Raw genomic sequence first — 26625 nt, 5'->3', positions numbered from 1 at the left:
TAATTTTGAGAAATTCTTTAACTCAAAGCTTCACTCAACAACTCGCAGTGCAGTAAAGCACCATCCACCAAAGATTGGATTTTTTCTGATGATAAAGGATCGCCATTGGCGTAATGCTCCATCCAAGTCAGACCAATAAAATTGGGGTTATCTGGTAAACTTGCTAAATCCCACCCAGGCATTTCTAAGTCTTCCATGAGACGATTTACTTTAGGGTCATAACTGAGAGCAAAGCAGCGACAACCTTCAGCCGCAGCCATAATTAAACTGTGCAAACGCATCCCAATCGCCATTTCAACGCCGCGAAACACACCTTTTAAAAGTTGCGGATCTTCCAGACATAAAATCTGACTGACATCTTTAAGGTGTGGTTGAATAGCTTCGGCAATACTTAAATCTTCACTTTTTTGAAACGGCAGTAATAAAATAAAAGCCTGCGTAGCTTTTTGAAAGTCAACCAAAGCACGAGTTAAGTTTGCTAAACGTGTTTCTGTAAGTTCGGGATGCGATCGCAACGTTACCGCAACTCTTGGCGCAGGTAAATCCCAAAGCCCTGGAACTGGTTGAGATTCCAACGCCCAAACCGGGTCAGGAGCTATAATACAAGGAATTTGCCAATCAGATAATAAAGCGGCACTGGCGCGATCGCGTACACTAACTTTGGTACAATTACTAAAGGTTTGCCGTGCTAACCATCGAGTTTGCGGACGCACCAAAGGGCCAATACCCTGCGCCCAAGCAACAGTTTTCAAACCCATTTTCTGCGCTAATGCCATCAGTCCGCCATAATAAAATGGGCTGATGGTACTGGTAACATCTTGAATCAGACTCCCACCGCCCCAAATTAAGGCATCACTTGAGCGTAAAGCTTGTAGTACAGCTAAGGGAGCCATGCGATCGTAGGTTTCTACATTGTAGCGATGGCGGGTTTCTTCTGGATTACCAGAAAGCACCACAGGCGTTACGTGAGATGGCAACATTTGCAAAAGCGTTGCCAATAAAGCTTCGTCACCACCATTACCTTTACCGTAATATCCAGACAATAATGCCCGCATCTTAACCATTTTGGATTTTAGATTTTGGATTTTGGATTAATTAATAGCTATTGTTAAATGAATCTCTGCCCCTCATATAGATGGTAAACTCATTCCCAAGTTCTATAGCAGTGGTTAAACAACTTAGGATATTCATTAGCAAATCGTCAGAAAATTTACTGTCACAGCTGTCTATAGCAGACTTGTCCTAAGCAGGATAGCAGCCGCTATAATTACTTACATTTATTCGACTCCGAAGTGTTCACTTCCGGTTCGATCGACAAAAGTCTTGTTACCTTGCGGTTTTCTGGTCTGTGCTTGGATACTTCGATACTTGGATTAATGGCACTAAGAAAAGCTCGAAAGCTTGTTTAGCCTCGTTCCCAGTCTCCAGACTGGGAATGTATTTCCAGAGGCTCTGCCTCTGGTCAAGAAAGAGGAGGCTCCGCCTCCCAGAATGGGTTAAGAGCCTCCAGGCTCTTAACCAGTTAGGACAAGGGCTGTGTCTTAACTTAGTGCCATTCGATACTGAGATAAAAGTTACGTCGCTTCTCTTTAAAACTAGCTAATACAATAGACATCTAGTGAAAAATCCTTGTAGAAACTCGAAATTTCGCCTCTATACAAGGATTTAAATTTTCAAAAGATGGGTTTTGTTATACAAAAAGTAGGAGTAAAGTTCTAATGTGGAACTTGAAAACTGGTATTTTGCTACTCACGCTGAGTTGCATAATTGCAACTGGTATAACCGTATATCTTCTTGGCGGCATTGAACCAGTACAAATTCAAGCTTTGCTGAAATCTTCTGGTATCTGGGCACCGATTATTTATATTGCTTTGTACGTTGTGGCAACCATGTTAGTTTTGCCCTCAACGGTACTAAATCTGACTGGAGGTGCGATTTTTGGCCCTTGGCTGGGTACTGTCTGGACTAGTGTTGGAGCAGTCATTGCGGCAATAATTGCCTTTGTTTTTACTCGAACTATTGGACGCAAAGCAGTTGCAAAACGACTAGCAGGACGCTGGCAAGCTATGGATGCTGAGGTGCGTCGTGGAGGGCTTTTTTATATGTTTGCCATCCGATTAGTACCAATCATGCCCTATGGCTTGGTCAACTTTGCCGCAGGACTGACTTCAATCGGTTTTAAAGATTATGTTCTAGGTACAACACTTGGTACTGTTCCTAGTGTTTTACCTTTTGTACTACTAGGTAGTTCTGGTCTGAAGGCAGTGAATACAGGCGATTTTTTGCCGCTAATACTTGCATTCGGCTTAACTGGAACCCTGGTAGCAGGGTCTACTTGGTATCGCCATCGTCGAACTTTTCCCAAAAAAGCTGTAGAAAGGCTGAAAAAATCAGACTCTTCAGATAACATAAATCCGAAGAATAAATAAATAAAGTATAAGAATGAAACTTAAGTGTTGCTAGGTATACTGTGAACCACACCTTTTCGATCGCAGGCAGCCTGTTATCTTGGCTGTAAAAAAAAATTAAACAATATTTTTAGATGTTACCAAAGTATTCATTCATTGTTCCAATTTATAACGAAGAAGAAATTATTCCAGAACTATACCGCAGACTGAGTGCAGTAATGAATCGGATGGATGGGCTTGTCGAATTAATTTTAATCAATGATGGTAGCCGCGATCGCTCCCTACAATTACTACGAGACCTGCATCAAAAAGACCCGCGCATTTGCTATCTGAGCTTTGCTCGTAACTTTGGTCATCAAATTGCCGTAACTGCTGGTCTTAATTTTGTCCGGGGTCAAGTTATTGTCATCCTTGATGCTGACTTACAAGACCCACCAGAACTAATCCCCGACATGGTTGAAAAATGGCGACAGGGCTATCAAGTCGTCTACGCTCAACGCACTCAACGCCTTAAAGAAGGATGGTTTAAGCGTTTTACTGCCTATTTCTTTTATCGAATCCTTAAGAAGCTTGCAGATGTAGAGATTCCGACTGATACTGGTGATTTTTGTTTAATGGATCGGCAGATTGTAGATATTCTCAATTCTATGCCAGAACGTAACCGCTATATTCGTGGTTTGCGTTCTTGGGTTGGCTTTCAGCAAACAGCAATTCGGTTCGAGCGCAACCCCCGCTTTGCTGGGGAAGTTAAATACACTTTTAGCAAATCCTTAGCCCTTGCGATCAATGGTTTAGTGTCTTTTTCAATAGTGCCACTGCGGTTATCAACCTACTTAGGCTTAATAGCAGCGGCAGCGGCCATCTTCATGGCTTTATTAGTCTTATATTGGCGTCTTTTTGTCCCCCATTCCCCTTTAACTGGGTTTACGATTATTTTGATGGCAATTTTCTTCCTCGGATCTGTGCAGTTAGTTAGTGTTGGCATCTTAGGTGAATATATAGGGCGCATCTATGAAGAAGTTAAAGCCAGACCCCTCTATACTTTGACAGAGGTAGGTGGTTTTGCGCGCAAATCCTCCAACTCAACGAGCAATTCTGACAAACTAGATAATTTAGAAGACGCTTACAAATAAAAATCTTTATTTGGCGTTGCATAATAAAGGTTTGTTTAAACAAATATAAAATTCAAGCTACATATCACCTTGACAGTGCTACTCTCCACTCCAAATCTCTAACTCCCAACTCCTAACTTTACTTATGCACACCCTTTCAATTCCTACCTGGATTATTCATGTTTCTAGCGTTATAGAGTGGATTGTCGCCATTTGGTTAATCTGGTCTTACGGCGAACTGACTAATAACCGTAGCTGGTGGGGATTATCCCTGGCGATGTTACCAGCTTTAGTCAGCGCTATGTGTGCTTGTACCTGGCATTATTTCGACAATGCCGAATCTTTGGAATGGCTGGTAACGCTTCAAGCTACCATGACTTTAGTTGGTAATTTTACACTTTGGGCGGCGGCATATTTGATTTGGCGTTCTACCAAATCTGTTAACACCGTTGAACCAAACCCTATCAAATCAGAGCAATGATTTCTAAAGAAACCCTGTTTGCACTTTCACTGTTTCCCTATTTGGGTTTCTTGTGGTTTATCAGCCGCAGTCCGCAAATGCCGCGTTTGGCGTTGTATGGATTTTACGGCACTCTCGTCTTTGTTGCCATTACCATCCCGGCGGGGATTTATGCTGTATTGCATTATGGTAAGTCTTTGGCCAATGTAGATTGGTTGCACGGTGGTGCAGAACTATTTTTGACGCTTTCTAACATCTTGCTTGTGCTGGGTTTTGGGCAAGCTGTAAGGCAATTACAAATGAAAAATGAAAAATAGTAAATTCAGCTATAGATAGCGTTTTGATTGCAATGAGGAAGAGTTAAATGGACGTAATTCCAGCGATTGATTTACTAGAAGGTCACTGTGTACGACTGTATCAGGGAGACTACGATCGCTCGCAAGTTTTTAGCGAAAATCCCGCTGATGTTGCCAAACAGTGGGTAGATGAAGGTGCTACTAGATTGCATATAGTTGATTTAGACGGTGCCAAAGCAGGTAAAGTAGTAAACCTGGGGGCAATTGAAGCGATCGCTCAAGCAGTGTCAGTACCCATTGAAATTGGTGGAGGATTGCGCGATCGCACCAGTGTACAACAAGTATTTAATCTAGGCATACAGTGGGCAATTCTCGGAACCATTGCTGTAGAACAACCCCAGTTAGTCCAAGAACTCTGCCAAGAATTTCCCGAACAGATTATTATCGGTATTGATGCCCGTAACGGTCGAGTCGCAACTCGCGGCTGGTTAGAAACCTCAGAAGTGTTAGCAACTCAACTGGCTGTACAAATGCAAGAATTGGGCGCAGCCGCCATCATTTACACAGATATCCACCGGGATGGTACACTTACAGGCCCAAATTTAGAAGCTTTACGAGAACTTGCAGCCGCAATTTCCATCCCGATAATTGCTTCTGGCGGGGTAAGTTCTGTCACCGACTTGTTGAGTTTGTTGGCGTTAGAACCTCAAGGCGTGACTGGCGTAATTGTCGGACGTGCCTTGTATACTGGGGATATTTTACTCAAAGAAGCATTACGAGCGATCGGTCCGGGGCGAATTCAGGATATTCCACCCAATCTCGGTTTTTCTACCTTTGCTTGACATTTTCTTGGCAAGTTCGCTATCAAAATCTAGAATTACCCTGGTTGCGCTGGTGGGATAGATAATCAAGGATGCGACAAATAGACCATCTTGTAGAGACGCGATTTATGAGCCAGCGCGTTGCGGGGGTTCCCCCCGTTGTAGCGACTGGCGTCGCGTCTTTAACCAAGAATGTATTGCAATCATTAATCGAATTGATATTAGTTTAATTAATTTGGCAACTATCTTTAGATAGATAAGGTAAACACTACCTTATTTCTGATTACAAATCCCTTGTTAATTCTGAAAAATCTATACATCATATTTGATTAATTTTGTCAAGATGTAATCCCTTGTATAATTTAAAAAATCATTAAGGCCTTCTCTGGACTGAATTTATATTAATGCTTTCAGTAGATGCAGTTATGACTTTGCAAATGCAATAATGAATATGTTCTCAAACAATATAGTTGCTAGGATTCAGATAAAAAATTTAAATCTTATCAGACTCTAGTAACTTTGGTTTTTAAAAAATTGTTTGATGTTTTGAGAAGGTAACACAATGAATAAAATCCTAAAACGCGCACTTCTACCCAGCCTCATGGCTGCAAGTTTAGCTGGTGTAACCTTAGTTCCCGCCAAACCCGCCGCTGCTGATGACCAAGTACTAAGAGATGCAGGTATTGGAGCTGTTACAAACGTTGTAACCGGAGCTGTTAGGGGAAATGGCAGTGTATTAGGGAATGCTGTTAAGGGTGGTGTGACTGGTGCAGCCGTCAATGGTGCAAATGGTCTGAGAAATACTCGCAATCGCCGTCACCGGAACGCCGCTCAAGATGTCGGAGTCGGTGCAGGGGCTAGTGCATTGACTGGTGTAATTACTGGTGATAAAAGAGATACTCTTGGCAATGCTATTGATGGTGCAGCCGTAGGTGGAGCAATCCATCTATTAACCAATGGTAAATAATTGGTAAATTGGTCAACTGAAATATTTTCCAACGGTTAACGAACTTATCCCTCCCTAATTGCTCTCTTTCGTAAAAGGAGTAAAACTAACCTCGCTTCCCTAGAAGGGGAGCGAGGTTGTAGGTTAGATTTATTTGAGATATATACCACCGTCAGGATTTGATGACGTTAGGCTTAATAGTAATCTCTAACCCTTCAACGCCTTTCTAAAGTTTCGACGATAAGACTGATTTGTAATAAACAAAGCTGGCCATAGTAAAGATAAACCAATCCGATTGGTCAAAGTTGGATTAAAATTAGTCCGTCCAAACCCATTCCAAAATTTCCAAGCGCCGCCTCCGTAAACTCCTATCAAGCCAATAAAAATTAAGGTACTCATTCCCATCAACTCCGTTAGTAACTGACAGAATTTAAGTTAAGTTTTACCACACGAGGTAATCACCTCATAAGGAACACCGAGAAGGTATGACAAAACTCCCCAGTTTTGGATATATAAGCCAGTTAAACACACATTCTCTTATTCCAGTGTAGATTAGCTCACGCATCCCAGCTAGTTATCAGCGGTGGCAAGCTAGTCAAAGGATGCAAAAGCGTTATTTTTGAGGTGTTTTGGCGACACATTCAAATGTAAATGCCGATCTCTAGTACAAAAAAGTCTATACCATATTAAACTACAAAGTTCTGTGGTGCATTATTTTTATACTTCATCTACCCAATAAAGATAATATCTTTCATTATCCACCCAGCCTCTCTGAAAATCTTTAATCGGAACAATTTTCAAATCATTGCGGTTGACATTCAGTTTTTTATTTAAAATCAGCAAAACTTTCTTTCGCTCATCTTGATTTTGAAGTAGAGAATTAACCTGGCTTAATATCTCTGCTTGTTCCACTTCTTGACGACCTTTTTTAAATAAAGTAAAGCTTCCCATTTTTGCAATTTCTGGATAGTAAAACTTTCGATTCAGATAACCCGATAAAGGAGCCATATTTGCATCTCGACTGGCAACAATAAACTCATTATCTAATCCAGATTTGTGAATATATTGGGCTGTTTCGCGACTAGCAGAAAATGGTATAACTAAATCTCTTGAAAAACTATAAATTCCTCCCCCAAACTGGACATACAGAATAAGCATCAAAGCGAGGTAATGCCATTTGTAAATAAATGTAATTGAACGTGGAACAATAGAAATTTTATTAAGTAAAACTATAGACTTTTGATAATAACTTCCCAGCCATAAAGCCGCTATTAAAACTAAATAAAAATGTCCAAAATGCCGTGGCATACCTATAAATCTCAAGTATGTAAAGGCAAATAATATACAATTGCCTATCATGTAGAAAAAGAAAATAACTGGCTTTTCAGATAATTTTATTAAAGTTAAAACTACAAAAAATAAAGCGATTGTCGCACAAACAATTAAATCCAACCATCTTTTATGTGTAGGAATAATTAATAAATAACTACCAAATACTCTGCCAAGACTTCTCAACAGATGACGGATATCTAATTCTATTAGCCAACCATTATTTAACCCACCGTGAAGATAACTATCTGTTGGAGGAGTAATAATATAAATAGATAAAAGAAAAGATAATGTGATAATTAAAATACTTAAAAATAAGTCGTACTTTTTGGTTTGACTAAAATAGTGCTGTCGATGTTCGCTATCAAAACAAAATTCAACCAGCAAAGTTAATAATAAAGAAAATGATACTAGTAAACCATAAGCACTACTATTTGCTAGTAAACCCAATAGAATTGCCAAATAAGCATAAGTTATTTTTCTAGATGCAAAAACTGTACAGAATGCAAAAACAAATAACATACTAAAGGCATAGTTTCGAGAAATTAAAAGATATTCGTAAAAAGGAAAGAAGCCAAAAGAAAATAAAAATTTTTGTTGATAGTTAAAAGGGCTATATAGGCAAAAAAGTGTAACGGAAACAACAGTAATTGCCAAATGGAAAATTTGCATAATCATAGGATGATCGACTATTTTTCTCAGAATTGCCAGAGAAAAATACCATAGAACAGGATGACCTTCATAATGAATATTTGCAATTAAATCCCCGAACGATTCACTATCTCTGACAATCAGCCAGGGATTTAGTTCATCTCGCCACATTGAATGGTTAAGAATACCTATTAAACCAAGAAAAGCAAAAAGAATAATAATAAACCAAGGAGAATTCAAAGGTAATTTTGAAGTATATTTGCTAATTTTATTATTTAACATTGTTAGTTCAGAATCTAATTTGCTTGTATTATCAAGATTGCTGTAAATGCGATTATCATCAGATATTCTTCTGATTCTTTAACTATTCAGACAGATGGATTCTGAATTTTGATTATTACTTATTTTTATTTATAACTTTCTGGTATACCCACTGGTGATAAACCTGCGATCGCTCGTAAGTTTTGGCAACGAATCAACTCAGTAAAATTCAAACTGGAACGCCCTTCAATTTTGGCTACCGCTTCAATTGCTGATAATAGGTGCTGTGCTGCTTCAACTTCTGAATAACCACGCCGTTGTGCTATTTTAATTGCGGCTGCATCAGCATTTAACTCTGACTCTTGAGATTTATTAGTGCGCCAGATCCGAAAAGCAGCGATCGCACTTAATCCCCCAGCGACAGCAACGCCCACTACATCTGATTGTGCTGCTTCTAAGAATCCGCCTAACAGCCCAGCCAACACCACGCCTTGATAAATGTCGGGTTTAAACCACTTTACCCCCGTCAACCAGCTAACCATCTGCAACAGCAGCAAGTCTCGTTGCGGCTTTGTCAGGCGACGCCACAAATCAAAATTAATATATATCGGTCGCGCTTGGTTCCAGGGTTGGGGAAAGGAAGCGTCAATTACTTTTGCTTGCTCTGGCTTACTGACGATTTTTGTCGTCATCCGACCAGAAGCAGGCATCACATCTAACAAACGGCGAATTTCAACATTTGGCTCCATAAATTTAATTATTAGCCATAATGTGCATAGTAACTAGGTGTGTAAAAATAAAGTTTTCATGTTAACCTTTGATTTATGAGATGCTCTCACAGTCTTGAATAGATTCAGATCGAGCTATAAGAATATTTATTCAGCAGTTTGATAGTATGGCGGGATTTTATAGTATTTCTTTGCCGCCAAATTCCAAACCTCAAAGTTTTGGCTTGCCATTAAAACTATATTTGTAACTACATGGACGCTTTTGCTACCCTCCCACCTGAATGGACGAATAAGGCAATACATGCATACAATTTTTGCTGTCCTAACTGCCACTCAAGTAGCCTAGAAGCTGAGAAAGTTTGGCTAAATCGGCGATCGCCTGTACTTACAGAAGACCGTCGTCGCAAATGGCAAGAGTTTTATTACTGTCACTGTGGTTCTGTGTGGTGGGCTTGGAGTAGCGATCGCCCCCCAAAAGATATATCCAATCAGCCAGATTACCATCCTACATAGCCAATTTTCTTCCTAAACAAAACCCCACCTAAAAGTGGGGTTTTGTTTATCTAATTCTGAGCTTTGCCAATTTTAAAAGGTGAAGGTAGTACGTAGAGTACCTACATATTCAGTGTCGTTAGCGTCATTATGCTCTGGATTGAAAATTACTAACAAGCCAGGTGTTACTTGAATATTATCGGAAACCTTGTACTTGTAAAGACCCTCTAAGTGATAAGAAGTACTGTCGTCGAAGGTAGTATTGCCAGCGACATTTTTGATACTACCACCAGTAACTCTGGGTGGTTGACCAAAGATCACACCTAAAACGTTGCCTTCACCACCAAAGTCTTTCAAAGCAAGCGCTCCAGCCCAGTACCAAACATCTGCGTCTGTACCCGCATTCGCACCAGTAAGAGCATCAGCAGTTGTATAACCTCCCCAACCACTAATAGCTAAGGTAGAGCCTAGTTGGAAGGTAGCTTCTATACCGTAGTTATTGGATTCAGTGCGAGTACCAGCCCCAAAGGGGTTATTGGCAAAAGCGCTACCTGTTCCTTGGAAGAGACTGTTGGCAGCATTTCCAGCGAAGTAACTATGGGCATAGGTTAGACCAATATTGAAGGCTTTGCTGGGTTTGAAAGTTAATTGACCGAAGATAGTGTTATCACCATCGAACAGCCCATTATTAAGACCGGGATTATTAGCACCAAAGATACCATTAGTACCACTTGAAGGTGCTAAATAAGCACCAGTCAAACTGATAGCTTTGTTAGGATTCAAAGTAACAGTCAAAGCAGCAGAATTTTGACCTTGACGGTAAATCGGGCTAAAACGTCCATAGCGAGAGAGCGCACCTCTAGCAGAGCTTGTAAAGTCAGGGTTGAAGGTGTTTACGTTTTCGTATAATTCACCACCACTAGCGTCAACTTTGACACGCACCGCGTCAGAAAAGTTGAAAGCATAGTTGATTTTATCAATCACAACCGCGTTGCCGTTATCTCCATCAAAAGCCAACCGGGTCATGTTAGTACCAGTACCGGTTGCAACACCACCAACAACGCTACCAACATTAGAAATGGTATTGTTAGCATTCAAACGGATTTGCAACTGGTCTGTACCAGTGAAACTGCTGAACAAGTTCAAACGAACGCGATCGCTAAAAGTGGTGTTATAATTTAAGTCTTGAGTAGGAGCACCACCAGGAACTGCTCTACTGTCACCAAAAACATCAGACACGGCAAAAATTGCTTCTCCAACCAACTTGGTGGTAGTGGAGAACTGATTAGCTTCCAACTCAGAAGTGCGGGCTTCTAATCCATCAACACGACCGCGCAGAGTTGCTAGTTCCGCAGAATATTCTTCTTGCAAGCGCTGTAAAGTAGCTAAATCTTGTTTGCTGACCAAATCGGCAGTAGCTGTAGCAATCAGTTCGTTAACCCGATCTAAACAGGCATTCAAACCTGCGGCAAATTCATAACGGGTTAAAGCACGGTTTCCACGATAGGTACTGTTAGGATAACCTGCAATACAGCCATAGCGCTCAACTAGAGATTGTAAAGCTTGGAACGCCCAATCTGTAGGCTGCACATCCGAAAACTGAGAAACTGATGTTACCTGACTCATGTCGTTAGACTCTTGAGTTTCAGATAATTCGCCAACATTTGTTACCTGTTCGTTAACTTCAGCAGCTAAGGCACTATTAGCAACGAAAAATGTAGCGGCTAATACAATTGGACTAACCTTAAAAAGATTCCAGAATCGTTTTGTCATGTTTTTACTTTCACTCACACCTACAATAATCCAGTCATGATAAAATGCTTTAAACACTTTTCTTTCGTGGATTTCACACACAATCACAGCAACGATTATACCTTTACCCTGTGATTATTACAAGCAATTCATTTAACACGCTGCTGAACTATAGTTTTTCATTAATTTATTTGGTAATCGCAAGATAATGCGGCGTTTGTGACGTAAAACTGTTCCTTCTTCTTCTAACTGCTGTAAGAGTCGGGTAACAGTTACTCGCGTAGTATTTAAAACTTCAGCAATATCCTGATGGGTAACATTTAAATCAATTAGCTTGCCTTTATCTACGTCACGGCCAAATTTTTCACTTAACCATACTAAAAACTGCCATAAGCGTAGCGAAATTGGTTTTTGATGCACAATGCTTAGTAGATCCTCTGTTTGTTGAATATGAGACAACAAAGCATTAATATCCTGATGCCACAAATGAGGTGGCACAATGCTTACTTCCACGCCCGTAAGACATTCAATCTGGTAGGGCTTCACCTTAGACAAAGGATAGCCAATCAGATCCCCTAGTCCCCAATAACCAAGAGTAATGAATGTTCCATCTTCACTCCACGTTAAAGTACGAACTGCACCATATTCAATTCGCCAAATTATGTCATTGTAAGGTGGAATTACTTCCCGACGGATAAATATCTGTTGGGGTAATTGTTCGCCCAAAGCAGAACCATTTAACACAATAGAAGAGTTTGAAGTAGGACTTGGGGAATACATCATTAACCGTAACTACATAATTATTAGGGAATCTCGCTATTTACAATGATTAAGAAACTCTAACAATTTGTCTCAAAATTTACCTGTCTTAACTGAAAGTCTATTCTTCTCAATTCAGAGCTAGGAACTAACTCAAAATCTTCTGATGGTAACAACTTTTACTTAAGGGATTTATCAGTAAGATATAGCCAAAATTTTAAGTTGTTTATCCGCTACTTTAATTGTGTAAGTTTAAGAATAGGTAAGCTTTTAGTAAAATATTTAGTTAACTTATTTTTTATTATTTGGTATTTTCTGAAGACTAAGTAAGTATGTAGGCGCAAAAATTATGAAGATATTAGGGTGGAATGGCACTTATAACTTATAGTAAAGTGCTGAGTGCTGTTAGCGTCAGCGGGGCGTTTAGCCCGTGCTGAGTAAAAACCCAGTTTTGTCAAGGCTTTGAGGTATCAACACTGTCCTAACCTAACGTGAGTTCGACAAGCCTTTTTTTGACCTCTCCCCCAACCCCTCTTGGACACCCAGAGGGGAGCCAAAACCCTAATTTCTCGTTGCTCCTCCCTTTCCCCGTGGGAGAGGGAGATTGTCCGGGAGAGGTTCATCGAACTCACGTTAACCTATGTGACTACGGCTATACTAAATCGCTGGATTTAGATCCCCAACTTCTTACAGATATCTGGCGGGTAGAAGTCGGGGATCTTTGCAGCAGATCAATTAGGAGCGTTGACCGGTGACAATATATGCTACCCTTTGACCGATATTCGTAGCGTGATCTGCCATACGTTCCAGACAACGAATTGCCAGTGCCAGCAGTATAATTGGCTCGACTACACCAGACACATCTCGTTGTTGGGCTAAAGTCTGATAAACGCGATCGTAGGCATCATCTACAGTATCATCCAGATGCTTTAAACGGCGTCCACTCGCTTCATCGAAATCTCCTAAAGCCTTTAAGCTAGTTGCTAGCATCGCCTGCGCGTGAAGAGACATAGCTTCAATGTCGGGCATCGACGTATGAGGCGCGTAAGGAAAAATTTTAATCGCAATTTCAGCTAAATCCTCAGCATAATCGCCAATGCGCTCTAAATCTCGCACCAGCTGCATAAAGGCACTCAAGCAGCGCAAATCGGGAGCTGTAGGCGCTTGTAGCGTCATAATTGCCGTACAGTCTGATTCGATTTGACGATAAAAGCGATCGATCTTTTTATCTAATCGGGGGAGCTCCTCAGCTGCTGTTAAGTTACGAGCAAATAACGCTTGGTGGCTGAGGCGAAATGATTGTTCTACCAAGGCACCCATGCGTAATACATCCCGTTCTAAGCGCCTAATGGCGCGTGCGAGTTGTGGTCTTTGAGGATTGGGAGTATTATCGACGGCTTTCACACTTGTTGTCTCAAAGGTGAAGATATTACTAACTATAGTCTTGGCTTAGGGAGTTTGCCATAACTTCAGGAAATTGGAGTTGCATCCACGCACCACCAGTTTCTGGATGGTTCATCGCTTTGATTGAACCACCGTGGGCAATTAGAATTTGCTCAACGATCGCTAATCCTAATCCATTGCCAACGATCGCTCCTATAGAATTACTATCTTGGGGGGAATGAGTTCGCGCTTTATCTCCTCGATAAAATCGCTCAAAAACGTGGGGTAAATCTGCTTCAGAAAAGCCGACTCCAGAATCAATAAGATTTATTTCCAAGATTGAGGAAGCAGGATCGTTATCCTTTGTTGATAATATTTTCGCTTCAACATGAATACTTGTGCAAGGAGGACTGTATTTAATGCTATTGTCTAGCAAATTCAGAAAAACCTGGTAAATCCGGGGTTTATCTGCCTTAATCCACAGATTTTCGGGGCCAGAATAAGAAAAAGACAAATGTTGGCGTTGTGCCAAAGGTTCTAGCGTTTCCCAAACAGATGTAATCAGCGATCGCAATTCTACAGCTTTGGCTTGCAATTGCATATTTGGGTTTGCTTCCATTTGGGTAAGGTCTAACCAGCTTTGCACTAAGTTGATCAATCGGTCAACTTCTTGCATCAGGCGGTTAACCCAGCGATTTAAAGGTGGTTCTAAACGGTTTTGTAAAGTTTCTACAACCAAACGAATTGAAGTCAAGGGCGTTCTGAGTTCGTGTGCTAGATCGGAAAAAGAGCGATCGCGTGCTTGATTTATATCTAATAGGGGTTGACGATTTTCTAAAAAGACTCCCACTTGTCCATTGGGTAAAGGCAAGCTAGAGGCCCGCAAAGCCAGAGATTTAATTGTTGCCATCTCTGCTGCATCATCACAAGATGGATGAAATACCCATTCTCCCGTCTGGGGTTTTTGGCGATCGCGAGTTTGCTCAATTAAATGGTCGAGTTCATAAGACCTGACCAACTCCAATAACAAGCGCACCTGTTCTGGTTGCCACCTTTGCAGATACAAAATTTCCTGCGCCTGTCGATTGCACCACAGCAGTTGATTTTCCTCATCCACCTGCAAGTATCCCACTGGAGCCAAATTTAGCAGGTCTTGATAAGTTTGCAACGACTGCTGCAAATCTTGCCGGTGCTGTTTCACCATCGCTATTTCTTGCCGCAACCCAGGAATCAGCAGCAGTCCCATCTTGTCAGAATGCGAGGTTAACGGTCGGAGTAAGCGCCTCAGGTAGCGGTTAAGTTGAACCTGTTGCCAAACCCAAAACCCAATGCCTACCACTAAACCCAGAAAAAATCCCAATAAAAGCATTTGAGTTGTTAGTTTCTTGGTGACTACTAAAAACTAACAACTATCCCAGCTAATTATCCAAACCTATAGCCAAAACCTCTTACAGTCACAATATATTCGGGATGACTGGGGTCTTGCTCTAATTTTTCGCGCAACCACCGAATGTGAACGTCTACGGTTTTACTATCGCCAACAAAATCCGGCCCCCAAACCTGATCGAGCAATTGTTCTCGTGACCATACCCGGCGGGCATAACTCATAAACAGTTCCAGCAAACGGAACTCTTTAGGAGAAAGACTCACTTCTTGACCGCGAACTAGCACGCGACATTCTTGGGGATTTAAGGAGACATCCTTAAATTTTAATACTGGTATTGGTGGTAAATTGCTTAGGCGTTGGCGGCGGAGTAAAGCGCGACAACGAGCAACTAACTCGCGCATACTAAAGGGTTTGGTCAGGTAGTCATCTGCACCCACCTCTAACCCCAAAACACGGTCAGTTTCACTACCCTTAGCACTGAGCATTAAAATAGGTACTGGGTTGCCTTGATGACGCAGCAAACGGCAAATATCTAGCCCATTGATTTGCGGTAGCATCAAATCAAGAATGACCAGATCGAAGGGAAGTTCCCCTGAATTGGTTTCAAAACTTTTAAGATACTCTATAGCAGACCGCCCATCGGGAGCAGTTATCACCCCATAACCTTCTTCTTCCAGAGCTACAGCTAGCATTTCCTGGATTAATTCTTCATCTTCTACTACTAGAATACGGCTGGTTTGTCCAATGTCCGTTCTGGCAGAGTACTTGGTCGATTCACTGGTATACATTGATATCACAAAAGTCTAGGACTGTGCTTGTATCAATTAGGATGATCAAGTCTATTATCTCGCCTTACTGCAACTGCGCTTCTACTAGGGTTAATTCTTTTAGATTTTATTTACATAAAGTAACATACACCACAGCAGTCTCCTAAATCATAAATCACTGTGCCAGCAAGCTTCTAAATAGTTTTTAATTAAAGACTTTGAATTTTCGATTCTGTCTTCACAAGATGGAAAGACATTATTGGATGAAGGATTATCTTGACAGAGGAGATTAGTTTAGGTATATTTATTTTAGTACAAATGTACTATTAAACCCCAAAGGGAAAACTATACCTAAAAAACAGAAAGACATATATGTGGAAAATTCCTACCCACTAAGTGTTAGATGTGGATCATTTCAGTATTTCCACGGCGTTAAAAATGTTGATTAAAAAGCTACTCTGATGTCTGCATAGGGTAGTCATTGGTATGGCTTGCTACCCAATAAATCATTTGCCTATTGAAGGGAGTTGGAAGATGACTACAGTTGGAGTCAAAGACAGCAAACAACAACTAATGCAAGCATTTCAACAAATTATTATCCACAGAAAAAAACTTGAATCTAAAATAGCAACCAAACAAGAGGAAGCAGAGAAGGCAAAAAGTCAAGAAATTCTGCAAGCAGCTTCTGCATATACAGTTGATAGTATTGTCAAAGGTTTAGCTGATTTACAATTGGAGTTTGGCAGTATTCTCAACGGATTATCTGAAAAACTAGCTCAGGAAAACTCCAAGTTAGATGAATTGAACCGAGCTATAGAAATTGAAACCCAACGTCTACAAGAACTGCAACAAATTAGAGTTGTAGCGGATACTCTAGATGTTTTAAGTCAAGAACATCAAGAAAAATTAAAAATTCTCGAACAAGATACTATTAGCAAAAGGGAAGCACTAGAGAAAGAAATTACAATCAGGCGAAAAGAATGGCAAAAAGAACAAGCAGAGTATGAAGAAAAACTCAAAGCATACAATGATTTATTAGCCAAAGATCGCCAGAAAGAACAAGAAGAATTTCAGTATAAATTAGAAACTACTCGTAAACTCAATACAGACAGCTACGAAGGGATAAAGCGCCAACAACAAAGGGAAATACAAGAAAACTCTCAGAAAAAAGAGAAAGATTGGGCAGAACGAGAAAAAATCTTCGCTGAACGCCAACCACTCTTTGCAGATTATCAACAAAAGGTAACTACATTTCCTAGCGAACTGGAAGAAGCAGTTAAGAAGGCTAGAGAAGAAGCAATTAAAGAAACAAGCCAAAAAGCTAAAATTGATGCTGATTTATTTGAAAGAGAATGGGAATCTAATAAGCAGAGTTATGAACAAAAAATTCAATCTCTGGAAGAAACAATTAAGAAGCAATCTGAGCAAATAGAAGGCATTTCTGCTCAATTGCAAACTGCATTAAAACAAGCACAAGACTTAGCTATGAGGGCTTTTGGTAGTTCTAACTCTAAATAGTTGTGAGTTCGTAGCATCTTAATAATTTTGAATTCCTGAAGAGGAGGTTTGTTGTGGTGGGGAAAAAACCGACTGATAAGAATACTAAAGTAGAAATTCTTCAGGCGTATGAAGAGTTGGCAAAAGAAAAAGCAGCATTGAAATCAGAACTTGATAAAGTTGGCAACGAAAGCCAGTCTGGAACTAAAGAACAGCCTAAATTAGAACAAAAAACAGCTATGAATCAGCTTTCTAGTGTCCAACAAAAGATGAACAATACAATCGAAAGCTTGGCAAAGATTCAATTAGGTTTTGGCAGTGCTGCTAATGAATTATCGGAACAGCTAACCACAAAAGCCTCGAATTTGGAAGAAATTAGGCGAACTTTAGAAGAAGAAATCCAACAATTAACACAACTGCATAATTTAGAAATTTCTGATGATATCTTGGATACTCTTATCCAAGCCTATGAAGATAATACTAAAGCTTATCAGGAAGAATATAGCCAACATTCTGAAGTTTTATTCCAAGAAATACTAGAGCAAAGAAATACTTGGGGAAAAGAACAAGAAGAACAGCAACGGGCGATAAAAGAACGGAATGAAAACTTAAATAAAACTCGGCAACGCGATGCAGCAGAGTATAAATATAATTTAGAACTCCAACGACAACTGCAAAATGACGAATACGAGCAACAGCAAAAAGCGCTATATAAGCAATTAGAAGAATTACTACAAGAAACAGAAAAGCAGTGGGCTGAACGGGAGAAAGCAATTTCTGAAAGAGAAAAACAATTTGAAGAGTTAAAAGCTAAGGTAGAGGCTTTTCCGAAAGATAAAGAAGCAGCCATCAAAAAAGCTACAGAAGAAGGTAAAGGCATCGCCCACTACCAAGCTAAAGTCAAATCAGATTTATATTCTAAGGAAGTAGAAGGGCAAAAGCGTTTCTATGAACAAAGACTGCAATCTCTAGAACAAACTATTACTAATCAAGAGACGCGAATTCAAAATCTTTCTAAGCAACTTGAATCCGCTCTCAAACAAGTTCAGGATTTGGCAGTTAAAGCTATTGAAGGTACTTCAAATGTTAATTCATATCAGGCAATCAAAGAAATAGCTTTAGAACAGGCAAAGACTCAAGCGAAAAATAAGTAAGCTGATTTATTTTTGATGAAAATTGCAGAGACTTAAATTAAATTAAGTCTCTGCAAGTAACTCTAATGCTTTTTATTCAGTTTTCTTTGGTTTTTTGAGGTCTGGCGGAGGTTGTACTTTCTTTTTCTTTGTTGGGCTAGCCTGCGTTTGCTTCAATGCTTTGTTGGAATTTTGTTCTTGACTAGACATAATACTAAGTTTTAATATTTACTACAATATTTCTCACATTAAAGTATCATTGATTACATAAATATATCACAGAGAATTTAAGTTTAACTAAAACAAGTTAGTAAATAATATTACCCCTGTAGGAACCTTCACTTTTAACAGGATAAATACAAATCTTAATAAATATCTGATGCAAAAGAGACTTAGCACTGCTACGTCTCTACAAGGGTTCTGGATAATCCATATTTAATTTATGGAGATGTTTAATAGCGGGGGTGCGATCGCCTCAGCTAACTACAATAGATTGAATTTCTATCGTGGGTTGAATCTCTATTTCAACTTGAGCTTCAACAAAAGGCGTATAAATTGGAATATCAGCTTGTATGGCTTCAAAGCTCACAATTAGAGAATATGGAACACTAGCTTCTGGATCGTTATTCCAACCTTCATGTCCAACAACGGCAATGGAAAATGCTTCTGTGAGTTCAAATGAATTTACAACAGCCCAATCTTTTTGAAGGGTTCCTGCACTTCTAGATACACCTTTAATTATTCCGTGATGATTTTGTTTGCCAAGCATCCATTTAAAAAGACCTTCTCCCTTCTCCGCATCTTCTGGAGCATCAAACTCTTTCAAAACTCTAGCCTTAAAAAGTTCTGGATCTTCTCCTTTTTTACTACATTCCCAATCAAGCCAAGTTGAAAGATATTTTCGACGATTTCTACGGGTTCGACGTGGTTGGGCTTTGTATGATAAAGTAACCTCCAGAAGAATCTTAAATGCCTCTCCTTGAGAACGTAATTTTTCTGGCAGTTTTACTTGGTAAATATGAGCTTGTTTAGCTACAATGCGGCGCTCTCCTGTTGTCATCAAAGTGATTCTATTGGGAGCATTACCCAAAGCACGAGCAACATCGGGAAGACCATAACCAATTTGACGTAGGATATGCAGTTTATCGCCACCATATCCCATTATCCATTCTGGCCATCTTGCTGATTGTACTATTAATGCACGGTAAAGAAGGCAACTCTCATTAGGTAACTCGGCTGCAAGACGTGCAGCAATATGGCTTACTTTTGGTGCTGCAAAAGAAGTACCAACTTTATCAGCCCCAATTGCTGGCCCACCGTTCAAAGTTGACCGTACTAATTCGGGACAAACATCTTTAGGAAAAGTTATGTTTGGTGGTGTACCTTCATCTGTTACTAAATCTCCACCATACTCAACTACTTCTGGTTTAATCGTCTCCCAAATTCCCAATCCGCAGCATGAAAAAGCTGAGGATTTATCTTTCTGTGCAATTGAATAATAAGGTGGTGCATGATAAGAATTCAAAGCAATAGAGCCAACTGTTAAAGCTTGAAAACTTTGTGCAGGGTTAGCAATTCTGGATGAATCTTCTAATAAATAGTCTGGGTATTGTCGATTTGCTGCTATATGTTCTCTTACAGATAATCTTGTAAAGCCAATTCTACTGTTGAGAGGTAAATTTCCGGCTGCAACAATAAAGAGAATATCCCTTTGCCATGTCAAATTATCAATAGACGATGCCCAAGCACTCATATATCGAGTTAGGCAGGGAACGGAACCAGTAATAGAATGGTTAAAAATTTTAGTTCCTGTTTGATTGTGATAAAATTCTACAATTTCACCCAGAAGATTCGGTGGAAATAATTGTTTAGGTAATTTGCGGTTAGCCTGAAGAACTCTGGCATTTTGAATCCAGCAAACAGCCTTTTCATTACCACTACGAGGTATAGTTCTTGGATAAAGGACTGCACCAGCGACACTTGTTCCATGTCCACCATTGCTAACATAGTCTGGAGTTTTATCAGTTTCTCGTGGAACCCAAGACCTTGAGTTTTTTGAATCAATTGCTGCTTTTAGCAGAGAATGTCTTTCTTGAATACCACTATCTATAATGCATACTTTAGGAGCATTTAATTCTGGCGATTCTAGTTGAAATGATGGAGAATCAGTATCAGATATATCCTCTCTCTGAATAATTTCAGCAAACTCATCTGGCTCACTAACATCAAAAATGTAGGGGAAATTTTCAACTAAATCTTTTAGACCTTTACCTGAAATTTGAATTCGACATGAAAAACTATCAGGCAAAGTAGCTGTACCAATCTCACCACCATCATCTTGAAAACCTTTGCTAATCTTGCCTTTATAAAATTGAATAAACTCTTCAAATTCGTCTTGCCTTTCCCAAGATATCTCTTCCCATTCTTGCTCAGTTAACTGACGTTTATGAATCCACTTATTAACTCGTCTTGTAAAATTCTCATTAGTTTCATTAGGTTGGAGTTTTGGATAATTAGGCAGCTTGGTTTTGGTTCCTACACAAGCAACACCCACATCAACAGTGTATATCTGCTCTTCCTTTATAGCAAGCCATTTCTCATATAATTCAGCAAATAAGTTTGGAGAAAGAATCAATTCTGGCTTTTTTTTACCGTCTATTACTTCCCAAATTTCAGCAACTTTATTACCACCATACTGCTCATTAATAAATTTTTCTATCTTTTCTTGTAGTTCACTAAGTTCTAAATCTGCTGATGCTCCAATAATATATCCATCTTCTGTATCAGCAATTAATTCAATACCATATGCTTTCAACCCATCTGGATTAAAAGAATCAGGATCAATTTCTAAGATAATACGTCGAGATGTAAGTAGCGGCTTCTCTTCTTGCTCTCGTTCTTCTTGAGTTTCTTGCCATTCAAAGATCAAGGAGTCAACCGAACCTTTGAGTTTACCTCCATGTCCCTGGCGATTACCCAGATTAACAACTGTTATAGGATTTTTTTTTCCTCCTCCTGGTGGCGATGCAGCACGTCCTTCTGTTGTCAGCCTAAGCTGGATATGAGGAAAACCCTGAGAACCTTCAACCATTTATTTCTCCGAACACCAAAAATTAATACTAAAAAACTTTGATTTCTGCGATCGCTTCTTCTAAGTGTTCCTGAATCACTAGCTCCTCTCGCTCAAGAATTGCTCTTTTAGCTGCATCTTGTGCAACCCTCACAGCTTGAGCCGCAGAAAAATCTCTCATCTGCTCAATGATCCTTGTCCAGTTGATAGATCCGACTTCAATTGCAGATAGTGTTTCCTTTAGTATAAATTCTAGCTCCTGTTCTCCGGGTTTGGGTACTGCGATCAAATCATCAAATCTTCTCCAAAGGGCAGTATCCAGAGATTTATTCAAATTTGTTGCTGCTACTAAAAGCCCAAAAGAGGGTTGATACTCATCCAAAATTTGAAGAAATGTATTGACTACTCGCTTAATTTCTCCTACTTCTTGAGAGTCTTCTCGTGTCTTAGCAATTGAGTCACATTCATCAAGAAACAATAAACATGGACTTTTTGAGGCATCCTCAAATACAAGTCTTAAATTGCTGGCAGTTTCGCCTAAAAAAGACGACACCATTGCATCAAACCGAACTTTCAAGAGTGGTAACCCTGTATTCCAAGCTAAACGTTCTGCTCCTAGTGTCTTTCCACACCCAGGAGGCCCATATAAAAGAATTTTTTGTCTGTAACGCAATCCATGATGAGCAAGCCTATCTCTAGCCGCATACTCGCGTTCAATTCGACAGAAACGTTTTTCAATATTTATTGGCAACACCATGTGATGCCGCAAATGATCCCTTGGTATGATAGTTACTAAAGGAAGATTAAATCGCTTACTGGTTGATAATTCAGTTAATGTCTGTAAGTTTTCTGGTACTGAAGAAGCAGGTTTGCTAATGTTAGTAGGCTTCTCTTTCTGGCTTTTTTTAGTGATATTCTCTAACTGGTCAGCTAAGAGAGTATGTCCCTTACTGCGTTCTTCCTCAATCACTAGGTATGTAAGCTTATCAATCGCGTCTTGATCTGAACTAGCGATCGCTCTAAAAAATCTCTTGAGAAGCTCTGCTTTCATACTGCCTCTCAGTATAAATAGTAATTTTGGACTAGCTTAGTACTATTGTACTATGAAAGTATAGTGCGTTATAAATCATAACGCGATCAGCTTGTTTATAATCATTATATTAAGTTATATAACAAAAAATCATTCTTCTGCTTAGAAGTTTACTATATCTAAACATAAGACATTGCTTTCAAGGTCTATATAATCTTCCCCTTCAATCAATAACAAAGTCATCATATCTCCCTCAACAAACCCTGTTAATCTGAAATCAGATATAGCTTTTAGTTCCTCCATAGATACTTTCTTAGAATAGTATTTAAATATAATTTTAATTGCTTTATCTTTATCTAGATAATACTGATAGCTACTATCCTTTTGCATCAAATGTTCTACAATTTTTGTTATCCGGGCTAGAAGTACGTCTCTTTCCTCAGAAACTTCCTGCATAACTTCCTCCCAATTAGTAACTTATTACTCCAATTATAGCTAATCTTTCTTTACATAAAAAAGGCGGGCCTTTCAGCCCACCTCACAAAATTTTGAGAATATTCTGTTGCTATTAACCCAACAATTGTTTAGCCTTAGCTAACACATTATCAACGCTAAAGCCAAACTTCTCTAGACAAACACCGCCTGGAGCCGAAGCACCAAAGCGATCGATACTAACAGTATCGCCTTCAGTACCTATGTACTTATGCCAACCGAAACTAGCGGCAGCTTCTACAGACAAACGCTTGGTGACAGCTTTCGGCAGAACGGACTCTTTATAAGCCGCATCCTGTGCTTCAAACAGTTCCCATGAAGGTAGCGAGACAACACGAACTTTCTTGCCTTCAGCCTTGAGTTTTTCGGCTGCGCCGACGGCGAGGCTCAGTTCTGAACCAGTACCAATCAGGATGATATCGGGTGTACCTTCGCTATCTACCACGGTATATCCACCCTTTGCCACGCCTTCAACCGATGTACCTGCCAAGTTGGGGACGTTTTGACGGGTAAACGCCAAAAGAGACGGAGCGTTTTGCTTCGCTTTCTCGATCGCTATTTTATAAGCACCAGAGGTTTCGTTACCGTCTGCGGGACGAAACACGGTTAAATTAGGAATAGCTCGCAAGGAAGCCAGAGTTTCAATGGGTTGGTGGGTGGGGCCATCTTCACCTTGCCCAATGGAATCGTGAGTCATCACCCAAATTACGCCAGCTTGAGAAAGTGCGGATAAGCGGATGGCAGCACGCATATAGTCTGTAAAGATTAAGAAGGTAGCACCGTAGGGAATTAATCCCGAACTGTGCAATGCTATACCATTACAGATTGCGCCCATACCATGTTCCCGTACCCCAAAGTGGATGTTGGGGTTTTCGTAGTGCCCTTTTTGGAAGTCGCCCTTGCCTTTGATTTCAGTCAAGTTGGAGTGGGTTAAGTCAGCCGAACCACCAATCAATTCAGGTAAAACTGCCGCCAGTTTGTTGAGGCAAGTTTCTGAGTGTTTGCGGGTGGGCAGTCCTTTGTCTTCGGGGGTGTAGGTGGGTAGTACTTTATCCCAGCCGTCGGGTAGTTTGCTGCTTAGGTAACGTTCAAATTCAGCTGCTTCCTGGGCATACTTAGCTTTGTAGTCGGCAAATGTTTTGTTCCATTCGTCTTCGTAGCTTGCACCACGTTCTACTGCTTTGCGTGTGTGGTTGAGGGCTTCTTCTGGGATTACGAAAGGTTCGTATTCCCAACCCAAATTCTTCCGAGTCAATTCTATTTCGTCTCCACCAAGGGCAGCACCGTGAACGCCAGCGGTGTTTGCTTTATTGGGGGAACCGTAACCAATAATGGTTGTTACTTTTATGAAAGAAGGCTTATCGGTGACAGCTTTGGCTGCTTCAATTGCTTTGGCGATCGCTTCTAAATCGGTGTTACCATCTTCGACGTGCAGAACGTGCCAACCGTAAGCTTCAAAGCGCTTGGAAACATCTTCGGTGAATGCCACATCTGTGGAACCGTCGATGGAAATGTGGTTGTCGTCGTACAGAGCGATGAGTTTGCCTAATCCCAAGTGTCCTGCGTAAGAAGCAGCTTCACCCGAAATTCCTTCCATGTTACAACCGTCACCCACAATTACGTAGGTGTAATGGTCAACAATCTTGGTATCGGGTTTGTTAAATTTAGCGGCAAGGTGAGCTTCGGCGATCGCTAAACCAACTCCATTGGCAATTCCTTGACCTAAAGGGCCAGTGGTGACTTCTACGCCTGGGGTCATGAAGTTTTCGGGGTGTCCAGGGGTTTTGGATTCCCATTGACGGAATTGTTTGATATCTTCGATGGTGACGCTATCGTAGCCTGTCAGGTACAGTAGGGCGTACTGCAACATCGAGCCATGACCGGCAGATAAGACAAAGCGATCGCGGTTAAACCATTTGGGATTCTTGGGATTAAACTTCATAAAGCGATCCCAAAGGACAAAAGCCATCGGAGCCGCACCCATTGGTAGTCCTGGGTGTCCCGATTTTGCTTTTTCTACGGCATCAACAGCCAAGAAGCGGATCGAGTTAATAGCCAGTTCTTCGACGGACAATTCTTTGGCGGATTGGGTTGCAACAGTCATAATCTCTTGTTTTTAACGACGGGTTAGCACTCTTCGTAGCTTCTCTTGCTGGGGTTATTTTAGATTCCCCACAGTATCCTCATCATCCCACTCCCGCTTGTCGATGGACAAGCGGGATCTCCTGAGTTTCTGGTGATAAATCAAGCTGATAATTGGGTCATGCTGAACGCTTAAATTATATCGGAATGATATTTCTGATACTTTGGGCATTGGGCATTGGGCATGGGGCATTGGGCAAACGAGCAGAGCTGGATTAAACTATTGAATTCTGACTCCTGCCTCCTGCCTTCTGCCTCCTGCCTCCTGCCTCTTTTAAACGTATTTCTTAAAGGCCAGTGTGACATTATGACCGCCAAACCCAAAAGAATTGGATATTGCTATCTCGACTTTTTGAGCGCGGCTAGAGTGAGGCACGTAATCTAAGTCACACTCTGGATCGGGATTTTCCAGATTGATTGTCGGTGGAATTTGGTCATTAGCGGTCGCTAGTACTGTTGCAACTGCTTCAATACCTCCAGAACCGCCCAATAAATGACCTGTCATCGATTTGGTGGAGCTAATTGCCACCTTATAAGCATGTTCTCCCAAAGCTTTTTTGATTGCTGAGGTTTCAGTTGAATCATTAGCTGGGGTACTAGTGCCGTGGGCATTAATATAGCTAATTTGTTCGGGAGTTATGCCAGCATCTTTGAGCGCTAGTTCGATCGCTCTAGCGGCTCCAAGTCCACCAGGTACGGGGGAAGTGATATGGTAGGCATCACAGGTCATACCATAGCCGATCATTTCGGCATAAATATGAGCGCCGCGACTTAGGGCGTGTTGCAGTTCTTCGAGAATTAAAATTCCCGCACCTTCACCCAAAACAAATCCGTTGCGATCGCGGTCAAAAGGACGGCTAGCATGAGTCGGGTCATCATTGTTAAAAGACAGTGCCTTGCAGGCGGCGAACCCAGCTATCGACAATGGTGTGACAGCTGACTCCGTTCCCCCACAAATCATCGCTTGGGCATATCCCCCTTGAATTAAGCGAAAAGCATCTCCAATGGCATTAGAACCAGCAGCACAGGCAGTTACAGGACAAGAGTTTGGCCCTTTAGCACCCGTGTGAATTGCCGTTAATCCTGCGGCCATATTGGCGATCATCATTGGGATCATGAATGGACTACAGCGATCGGGCCCACGGTTGAGGTAGATAGTTTGCTGGTCTTCTAATACCTTAATCCCACCAACGCCAGAACCGATCATCACACCTACCTGTTCTGCATTCAGGTCATTAATCGCTAACTCCGAGTTAGCTAGAGCCTGTTTTGCTGCCGCAACCCCAAATTGGGAAAACCGATCCATACGCTTGGCCTCTTTGCGTTCCAAGTAATCATGCGGATCGAAGTTTTTCACCTCACCAGCAATTCGGCAATCATGGCTAGACGCATCAAATAATGTGATGTAGTCAATGCCATTACGTCCACTCAATAATCCATCCCAATATTCTGTTGCTGTGTTACCTATAGGTGTAATCGCGCCAACACCAGTTACAACAACGCGTTTACGTGTATGATCTGTCATGATTCAGTTAAAAATGGCGAAAAAGCAGCAGGCAAAAAATTTGAGGTTAGCGACTAGGTACTGGTGAGCCAGCGCGGTCTTAAAGGTTTCCTTTACGAGCGACTGGCATCGGATTTGCTGACTTCAAGTGAGTGTCGTTAACGTCAGCATTAGTGACATTAGCAGCGTCACGCGAAGAGTGGCT

23 protein-coding genes are annotated in these 26625 nt (G+C 40.8%); 9 read left to right on the top strand and 14 right to left on the bottom strand.

Annotated elements, in window-relative coordinates; genetic code table 11:
- Positions 1–17: 17 nt before the first annotated feature.
- Positions 18–1055, bottom strand: coding sequence for a polysaccharide pyruvyl transferase CsaB (gene csaB / locus RMY64_RS09545; RefSeq protein WP_322699886.1), 1038 nt, complete (start codon positions 1053–1055; stop codon positions 18–20).
- A 663-nt stretch (positions 1056–1718) separates the two neighbouring features.
- Here csaB and RMY64_RS09540 point away from each other — a divergent pair.
- From RMY64_RS09540 to RMY64_RS09515, 6 genes are all read left to right on the top strand, one after another.
- The gene (locus RMY64_RS09540) at positions 1719–2429 is read left to right on the top strand and encodes a TVP38/TMEM64 family protein (protein WP_322699885.1); all 711 of its coding nucleotides are present in this window, start codon (positions 1719–1721) and stop codon (positions 2427–2429) included.
- Between the two features lie 113 nt (positions 2430–2542).
- Positions 2543–3541 (top strand): glycosyltransferase family 2 protein, encoded by a 999-nt coding sequence (locus RMY64_RS09535; RefSeq protein ID WP_322699884.1) that lies wholly within the window; start codon positions 2543–2545, stop codon positions 3539–3541.
- A 124-nt stretch (positions 3542–3665) separates the two neighbouring features.
- Positions 3666–4001, top strand: coding sequence for a DUF2499 domain-containing protein (locus RMY64_RS09530; protein ID WP_322684823.1), 336 nt, complete (start codon positions 3666–3668; stop codon positions 3999–4001).
- Positions 3998–4297, top strand: coding sequence for a DUF3593 domain-containing protein (locus RMY64_RS09525; RefSeq protein ID WP_292818410.1), 300 nt, complete (start codon positions 3998–4000; stop codon positions 4295–4297). The genes RMY64_RS09530 and RMY64_RS09525 overlap by 4 nt, the downstream gene beginning before the upstream one ends.
- A gap of 47 nt (positions 4298–4344) precedes the next feature.
- Entirely contained in the window at positions 4345–5118 is a 774-nt protein-coding gene (gene hisA / locus RMY64_RS09520) for a 1-(5-phosphoribosyl)-5-[(5-phosphoribosylamino)methylideneamino]imidazole-4-carboxamide isomerase (RefSeq protein WP_322699883.1), read from the top strand.
- A gap of 541 nt (positions 5119–5659) precedes the next feature.
- The gene (locus RMY64_RS09515) at positions 5660–6064 is read left to right on the top strand and encodes a hypothetical protein (RefSeq protein ID WP_322672272.1); all 405 of its coding nucleotides are present in this window, start codon (positions 5660–5662) and stop codon (positions 6062–6064) included.
- A gap of 186 nt (positions 6065–6250) precedes the next feature.
- Here RMY64_RS09515 and RMY64_RS09510 read toward each other — a convergent pair whose 3' ends face one another.
- From RMY64_RS09510 to RMY64_RS09500, 3 genes are all read right to left on the bottom strand, one after another.
- A complete protein-coding gene (locus tag RMY64_RS09510; protein ID WP_292774856.1) occupies positions 6251–6442 on the bottom strand; it encodes a hypothetical protein in 192 nt (63 codons plus the stop codon).
- A 318-nt stretch (positions 6443–6760) separates the two neighbouring features.
- Positions 6761–8305: a hypothetical protein gene (locus RMY64_RS09505; RefSeq protein ID WP_322699882.1), complete on the bottom strand. Its 1545-nt coding sequence runs from the start codon at positions 8303–8305 to the stop codon at positions 6761–6763.
- A 125-nt stretch (positions 8306–8430) separates the two neighbouring features.
- A complete protein-coding gene (locus RMY64_RS09500) occupies positions 8431–9033 on the bottom strand; it encodes a DUF3318 domain-containing protein (protein WP_094349161.1) in 603 nt (200 codons plus the stop codon).
- A 231-nt stretch (positions 9034–9264) separates the two neighbouring features.
- Between RMY64_RS09500 and RMY64_RS09495 the strand changes: the two genes are divergently transcribed.
- Complete coding sequence (locus RMY64_RS09495; protein WP_322672275.1) at positions 9265–9525, top strand: hypothetical protein; 261 nt, start codon at positions 9265–9267, stop codon at positions 9523–9525.
- A gap of 72 nt (positions 9526–9597) precedes the next feature.
- On the opposite strand, the gene RMY64_RS09490 is transcribed toward RMY64_RS09495, so the two are convergent.
- From RMY64_RS09490 to RMY64_RS09470, 5 genes are all read right to left on the bottom strand, one after another.
- Positions 9598–11277: an iron uptake porin gene (locus tag RMY64_RS09490; protein ID WP_322699881.1), complete on the bottom strand. Its 1680-nt coding sequence runs from the start codon at positions 11275–11277 to the stop codon at positions 9598–9600.
- 132 nt (positions 11278–11409) lie between these two features.
- The gene (locus RMY64_RS09485; protein WP_322699880.1) at positions 11410–12039 is read right to left on the bottom strand and encodes a Crp/Fnr family transcriptional regulator; all 630 of its coding nucleotides are present in this window, start codon (positions 12037–12039) and stop codon (positions 11410–11412) included.
- Positions 12040–12750: 711 nt separating this feature from the next.
- Positions 12751–13419 carry a phosphate signaling complex protein PhoU gene (phoU, locus tag RMY64_RS09480; RefSeq protein WP_322672278.1) on the bottom strand — a complete coding sequence of 223 codons (669 nt, stop codon included), beginning with the start codon at positions 13417–13419 and terminating at the stop codon, positions 12751–12753.
- 28 nt (positions 13420–13447) lie between these two features.
- Positions 13448–14767 (bottom strand): sensor histidine kinase, encoded by a 1320-nt coding sequence (locus tag RMY64_RS09475; protein ID WP_322699879.1) that lies wholly within the window; start codon positions 14765–14767, stop codon positions 13448–13450.
- Positions 14768–14820: 53 nt separating this feature from the next.
- Entirely contained in the window at positions 14821–15573 is a 753-nt protein-coding gene (locus tag RMY64_RS09470; protein WP_094349166.1) for a winged helix-turn-helix domain-containing protein, read from the bottom strand.
- Positions 15574–16086: 513 nt separating this feature from the next.
- On the opposite strand from RMY64_RS09470, the gene RMY64_RS09465 reads away from it, so the two are divergent.
- Both RMY64_RS09465 and RMY64_RS09460 read left to right on the top strand, forming a co-directional pair.
- On the top strand, positions 16087–17070 hold the full coding sequence (locus tag RMY64_RS09465) for a hypothetical protein (protein WP_322683887.1): 984 nt from the start codon (positions 16087–16089) through the stop codon (positions 17068–17070).
- Between the two features lie 53 nt (positions 17071–17123).
- Positions 17124–18203: a hypothetical protein gene (locus RMY64_RS09460; protein ID WP_322699878.1), complete on the top strand. Its 1080-nt coding sequence runs from the start codon at positions 17124–17126 to the stop codon at positions 18201–18203.
- 454 nt (positions 18204–18657) lie between these two features.
- On the opposite strand, the gene RMY64_RS09455 is transcribed toward RMY64_RS09460, so the two are convergent.
- From RMY64_RS09455 to fabF, 5 genes are all read right to left on the bottom strand, one after another.
- Positions 18658–21273, bottom strand: coding sequence for a S8 family peptidase (locus RMY64_RS09455; RefSeq protein WP_322699877.1), 2616 nt, complete (start codon positions 21271–21273; stop codon positions 18658–18660).
- 28 nt (positions 21274–21301) lie between these two features.
- Positions 21302–22303: an ATP-binding protein gene (locus RMY64_RS09450; protein WP_322699876.1), complete on the bottom strand. Its 1002-nt coding sequence runs from the start codon at positions 22301–22303 to the stop codon at positions 21302–21304.
- 141 nt (positions 22304–22444) lie between these two features.
- Positions 22445–22738, bottom strand: a complete 294-nt coding sequence (locus tag RMY64_RS09445; protein WP_322691042.1) for a hypothetical protein — start codon at positions 22736–22738, stop codon at positions 22445–22447.
- A 112-nt stretch (positions 22739–22850) separates the two neighbouring features.
- Positions 22851–24878, bottom strand: coding sequence for a transketolase (gene tkt / locus RMY64_RS09440; protein ID WP_322699875.1), 2028 nt, complete (start codon positions 24876–24878; stop codon positions 22851–22853).
- 312 nt (positions 24879–25190) lie between these two features.
- Positions 25191–26441 (bottom strand): beta-ketoacyl-ACP synthase II, encoded by a 1251-nt coding sequence (fabF, locus tag RMY64_RS09435; protein WP_322672284.1) that lies wholly within the window; start codon positions 26439–26441, stop codon positions 25191–25193.
- Positions 26442–26625: the final 184 nt, after the last annotated feature.

The organism is Nostoc sp. DedQUE08 (assembly GCF_034530895.1).
GTDB lineage: Bacteria > Cyanobacteriota > Cyanobacteriia > Cyanobacteriales > Nostocaceae > Nostoc.
Note: the sequence above shows the minus strand (reverse complement) of the source record. Positions and strands in the feature narration are given on the sequence as shown.

Bases quoted from the DNA above. Each gene is read 5' to 3' on its own strand.
- csaB (WP_322699886.1), bottom strand. From the start codon at position 1,055: ATGCGGGCATTATTGTCTGGATATTACGGTAAAGGTAATGGTGGTGAC.
- RMY64_RS09540 (WP_322699885.1), top strand. From the start codon at position 1,719: ATGTGGAACTTGAAAACTGGTATTTTGCTACTCACGCTGAGTTGCATA.
- RMY64_RS09535 (WP_322699884.1), top strand. From the start codon at position 2,543: ATGTTACCAAAGTATTCATTCATTGTTCCAATTTATAACGAAGAAGAA.
- RMY64_RS09530 (WP_322684823.1), top strand. From the start codon at position 3,666: ATGCACACCCTTTCAATTCCTACCTGGATTATTCATGTTTCTAGCGTT.
- RMY64_RS09525 (WP_292818410.1), top strand. From the start codon at position 3,998: ATGATTTCTAAAGAAACCCTGTTTGCACTTTCACTGTTTCCCTATTTG.
- hisA (WP_322699883.1), top strand. From the start codon at position 4,345: ATGGACGTAATTCCAGCGATTGATTTACTAGAAGGTCACTGTGTACGA.
- RMY64_RS09515 (WP_322672272.1), top strand. From the start codon at position 5,660: ATGAATAAAATCCTAAAACGCGCACTTCTACCCAGCCTCATGGCTGCA.
- RMY64_RS09510 (WP_292774856.1), bottom strand. From the start codon at position 6,442: ATGAGTACCTTAATTTTTATTGGCTTGATAGGAGTTTACGGAGGCGGC.
- RMY64_RS09505 (WP_322699882.1), bottom strand. From the start codon at position 8,305: ATGTTAAATAATAAAATTAGCAAATATACTTCAAAATTACCTTTGAAT.
- RMY64_RS09500 (WP_094349161.1), bottom strand. From the start codon at position 9,033: ATGGAGCCAAATGTTGAAATTCGCCGTTTGTTAGATGTGATGCCTGCT.
- RMY64_RS09495 (WP_322672275.1), top strand. From the start codon at position 9,265: ATGGACGCTTTTGCTACCCTCCCACCTGAATGGACGAATAAGGCAATA.
- RMY64_RS09490 (WP_322699881.1), bottom strand. From the start codon at position 11,277: ATGACAAAACGATTCTGGAATCTTTTTAAGGTTAGTCCAATTGTATTA.
- RMY64_RS09485 (WP_322699880.1), bottom strand. From the start codon at position 12,039: ATGATGTATTCCCCAAGTCCTACTTCAAACTCTTCTATTGTGTTAAAT.
- RMY64_RS09475 (WP_322699879.1), bottom strand. From the start codon at position 14,767: ATGCTTTTATTGGGATTTTTTCTGGGTTTAGTGGTAGGCATTGGGTTT.
- RMY64_RS09470 (WP_094349166.1), bottom strand. From the start codon at position 15,573: ATGTATACCAGTGAATCGACCAAGTACTCTGCCAGAACGGACATTGGA.
- RMY64_RS09465 (WP_322683887.1), top strand. From the start codon at position 16,087: ATGACTACAGTTGGAGTCAAAGACAGCAAACAACAACTAATGCAAGCA.
- RMY64_RS09455 (WP_322699877.1), bottom strand. From the start codon at position 21,273: ATGGTTGAAGGTTCTCAGGGTTTTCCTCATATCCAGCTTAGGCTGACA.
- RMY64_RS09450 (WP_322699876.1), bottom strand. From the start codon at position 22,303: ATGAAAGCAGAGCTTCTCAAGAGATTTTTTAGAGCGATCGCTAGTTCA.
- RMY64_RS09445 (WP_322691042.1), bottom strand. From the start codon at position 22,738: ATGCAGGAAGTTTCTGAGGAAAGAGACGTACTTCTAGCCCGGATAACA.
- tkt (WP_322699875.1), bottom strand. From the start codon at position 24,878: ATGACTGTTGCAACCCAATCCGCCAAAGAATTGTCCGTCGAAGAACTG.
- fabF (WP_322672284.1), bottom strand. From the start codon at position 26,441: ATGACAGATCATACACGTAAACGCGTTGTTGTAACTGGTGTTGGCGCG.